This window comes from Pseudarthrobacter niigatensis (assembly GCF_030812615.1).
In the GTDB taxonomy this organism is placed as follows: domain Bacteria; phylum Actinomycetota; class Actinomycetes; order Actinomycetales; family Micrococcaceae; genus Arthrobacter; species Arthrobacter niigatensis.
Genome location: NZ_JAUSTB010000028.1, coordinates 1 through 3,543 on the forward strand (window position 1 = coordinate 1; position 3,543 = coordinate 3,543).

Genomic DNA, 3,543 nt, shown 5'->3' on the forward strand with positions numbered 1-3,543 from the left:
GAAATAACGGCGGCAAAAGCTGCACAAAATTTGAAACCAGCTAAAAACACCAAACCACACCACAGGGGCGGCACGATTCGGCAAATTCAACCAATTACATACATAATCGGTATCAACAAACTTGGCACACTATTGAGTTCTCAAACAACAGACACACCCGGCACCACCCAAACACTTACGTTCAGGATCGCTCCGGAGCAACTTTTCAAACTTACCCGATCCCCCGCCCCGAAGCAAATCCATCTTTCAGGACCCACATCGAAGAGAAGACCGCCCCAACCGATTGCCAGCGCCCTAAAGAGCAACCAGAATCTGGCTTTGATTTGGGGGTTTTGGCCACCCGGTGAACAGTTCTTCACTGTCTCCCCCGCGGCGACTTAGAAAACAATACACGCCCACCCGGCCCACCGCAAACCGGCCAAGGCCCCACCCCCACCACCCCAAAAACCCCGAGAAACCGAGGTTTTCCGGGCCCCCGCATCGGGTTTTCACGTTCCGGAGGTATTTGGGCTTTCTATGCAGTGGCTCACATCTGCTTCAGGTGGTCGCCGGCCACCCGGAGCGGCATCGAATGTTCCGCCGCCGGCTACATGGCTCCAGAAGGTCTGGCCGCACGCTGCTGACGGTTCTACCCCGGCGACCCAGACAAGAGGTAAGGGCCTTGCCTCTCAGGGGCTGGTGCGGGCTGCCTCGTCGGTGCGGGCCTCGCTTGCGGTCCAGCTGCGCAGCAAGTTCATGGCGTCCGCGGACGGGGTGGCAGGCTCAGCGAGGTACGTCATGAGGACCAGGCCAGGAGTCGATGATATTTCGAGGGCTTCGTAGCCGAGGGTCATGTCACCCACGACGGGGTGGTGGAGGTGTTTGGTACCCGTGGAGTGGCTCCGTACGGTGTGGCCTCCCCACCAGGTCCGGAACTCGTTGCTGCGGGTCGCGAGCTCACCGACCAGGGCCATCAGGGCTTTGTCGGTGGGATCCTGGCCGGCCAAGAGCCGCATTCCCGATACGGCTTCGAGTGCGATCGTCCCCCAGTCCTGGTAGAACACCCGGGAACGTTCATCCAGGAACATGTAGCGGGCGCTGTTCAGCACCGGCTTTCCTGCCGGGAAAAGGTCGGGGAACAATGCCCGGCCCAAGGGGTTGGACGCGACCGGGTCCCCGAGCCGGGTCATCGCGATCGCGGGAACGTCGCCCATTGCGTCGATCAGCTGGGCGACCCGCGGCGACACCCGTGGTTGGGGTTTTGTCTTGGGTGCCCGGCGCGGTCCGGTCGCCGCACGCGTCAGATCGAACAGGTGCGCGGTTTCAGCCTCGTTCAGTTGCAACGCCCGCACGAGGGCGAACAGCACACTCTCGGACACGCCGCTGAGGTCTCCGCGTTCCATCCTCGTGTAGTAGGCGGTGCTGACCCCGGCAAGCTGTGCGACTTCCTCGCGGCGCAGGCCGGGAACGCGGCGTTCCCCACCAAACGCGGTCAAGCCCGCCACCTCCGGGGTGATGCGGGCGCGCAGGGCGGTGAGGAATTTCTGCACGTCATTGCGGGTATCCATACCCTCAAGGCTAGGCCGGACCTCAGCGGGAGTGGGAGTCCCTGCGGTTACCCCCCGGCTTGGGACCCTTGCGGCCACCGGCTGTCCCTGCGGGGTGTCGAGGGCAGCCCCTGGGGGATAAACCCAGTGGCTCTCACCCGAGAGGGTTTCCTGCCTACCGTTGAAGGTATGACAAACAACGTGATCACGTTGAACAATGGCGTGGACCTTCCCGCTGTCGGGCTCGGTGTCTTCCAGACCCCACCCCACGAAACCACCACGGCCGTCGAGGAAGCATTGCGGGCCGGCTACCGCCTCATCGACACCGCTGCCGCGTACGGCAACGGGGCACAGGTAGGTGAGGGCATCCGCAACTCAGGGCTGTCCCGTGACGAGGACTTTATCGAGACCAAAATCTGGATCAGCGACTACGGCTGCGACGCGACCCTTCACGGGTTCGAGAAGAGCGCCGCGAAGCTCGGCGTGGACCACATCGACCTGGTCCTGCTGCACCAGCCACTGCCTTCAACCTCACGATCGATGCCTACCGTGCGCTAGAGGAGCTCCTCGCAGACAGCAAGAAGAACCTTCGACGACGCCACTTCGCGGACATCGCGGAGCCGCACGGCAAGTCCCCGGCCCAGATCATGCTCCGCTGGCACCTGCAAGAAGGCCGCGCCGCGGACCCGAGGCCGACTTCATCAACCTCACCGAGCACGCCTTCCCGATCCCCGAAGCCTGACCCACACACAACTTCTATTTATCTCTCTGACAGGAAACACACGATGGAATACACCCAACTCGGCACATCCGAGCTCAAAGTCAGCCGCCTCACCCTGGGGTGCATGAGCTTCGGGACCCCAAACCAGTTTCAGGACTGGTCCCTCGACGGCGAAGCGGCCGCGCCCCTGTTCCGTCAAGCCGTGGAACTGGGCATCAACTTCTGGGATACCGCGAACGTCTATGGCATGGGCAGTTCAGAAGAAATCGTCGGCCGGGCCATGCGCGAATACAGCAGCCGTGAGCAGACAATCCTGGCGACCAAGATCTACTGGCCGATGCACGAGGGCGAGGACGGCGGAGGGCTGAGCCGCGCGGCCATCCTGAAGCAGGTTGACGACTCCCTGGCCCGCCTCGGCACCGATTACGTGGACCTGATGCAGATCCACCGCTTCGACCCCGAAGTCGAGGTGGAGGAGACAATGGAAGCGCTGCACAACGTCGTCCAGGCCAGCAAGGTCCGCTACCTTGGCGCCTCATCGATGTGGGCCTGGCAGTTCGCCAAGATGCAGAGCGCGGCCGGGCAGAACGGCTGGACCAAGTTCGTCTCGATGCAGGACCAGTACAACCTGGTCCAGCGCGAGGAAGAACGCGAAATGCACAGTCTCCTCCTGGACCAAGGCGTCGGGAACATGGTGTGGAGCCCCCTCGGCGGCGGTATCGTCGCACGTCCCTGGGGAGACAAGTCCAGCACCCGGGCCGCGTCCACGCCGGGCCAGGATCAGTTCGGCCGGCCGCTGTTCCTCGACTCCGACAAAGCGATCGTCGACGCCGTCGAGCGCATCGCCACCGAGCGGGGCGTCGCGATGGCTACCGTCGCGCTGGCCTGGGTGCTGAAGAATCCCGTCGTCAATACCCCGATCATCGGGGCGACAAAGGCGAAGCATCTCACGGACGCGTTCGCAGCCCTTGAGTTCACGCTCAGCGACGAGGAAGTGGCCGCGCTGGAGGCTCCCTACACGCCCCGCGAGCCGACATTCTTCTAGCCAGCAACCAGCACCAGGAAGTGCCGGACCAGGCCGGTTCGGCAGACCACACGCCATGAAACCTTCGACCTGTGGCTGCCATGGACGCAAGCGCCCAAGTCTGCGGCGTGCAGGGAAGCGGCTTCGGCGGCCGCGGTGTATGCCTGGCTGAGAGGTGGTGTTTTGTGTGTTAAATGTGGGAGGCCCCAACCGTGTGGTTGGGGCCTCGACCATTAATAGTTGTTCCGGCGGTGACCTACTCTCCCACACCC

The 3,543-nt window shown here is 63.1% G+C and carries 4 protein-coding genes; 3 read left to right on the forward strand and 1 reads right to left on the reverse strand.

Annotated features, from left to right (window positions below; all coding sequences use genetic code 11):
- On the forward strand, nt 1-381 hold a 381-nt coding region (locus J2T23_RS19805; protein ID WP_307362935.1), incomplete at its 5' end, for a hypothetical protein.
- Between the two features lie 287 nt (nt 382-668).
- Here the strand turns inward: J2T23_RS19805 and J2T23_RS19810 are convergent.
- Nucleotides 669-1,547: a helix-turn-helix transcriptional regulator gene (locus J2T23_RS19810; RefSeq protein WP_307362937.1), complete on the reverse strand. Its 879-nt coding sequence runs from the start codon at nt 1,545-1,547 to the stop codon at nt 669-671.
- Between the two features lie 168 nt (nt 1,548-1,715).
- Between J2T23_RS19810 and J2T23_RS19815 the strand changes: the two genes are divergently transcribed.
- Together J2T23_RS19815 and J2T23_RS19820 are read left to right on the forward strand one after the other, a co-directional pair.
- Nucleotides 1,716-2,084: an aldo/keto reductase gene (locus J2T23_RS19815; RefSeq protein WP_307362940.1), complete on the forward strand. Its 369-nt coding sequence runs from the start codon at nt 1,716-1,718 to the stop codon at nt 2,082-2,084.
- Between the two features lie 227 nt (nt 2,085-2,311).
- A complete protein-coding gene (locus tag J2T23_RS19820) occupies nt 2,312-3,292 on the forward strand; it encodes an aldo/keto reductase (protein ID WP_307362943.1) in 981 nt (326 codons plus the stop codon).
- Nucleotides 3,293-3,543: the final 251 nt, after the last annotated feature.

Excerpts from the sequence above, each read along its gene's own strand:
- J2T23_RS19810 (WP_307362937.1), bottom strand. The coding sequence starts at position 1,547 with ATGGATACCCGCAATGACGTGCAGAAATTCCTCACCGCCCTGCGCGCC.
- J2T23_RS19815 (WP_307362940.1), top strand. The coding sequence starts at position 1,716 with ATGACAAACAACGTGATCACGTTGAACAATGGCGTGGACCTTCCCGCT.
- J2T23_RS19820 (WP_307362943.1), top strand. The coding sequence starts at position 2,312 with ATGGAATACACCCAACTCGGCACATCCGAGCTCAAAGTCAGCCGCCTC.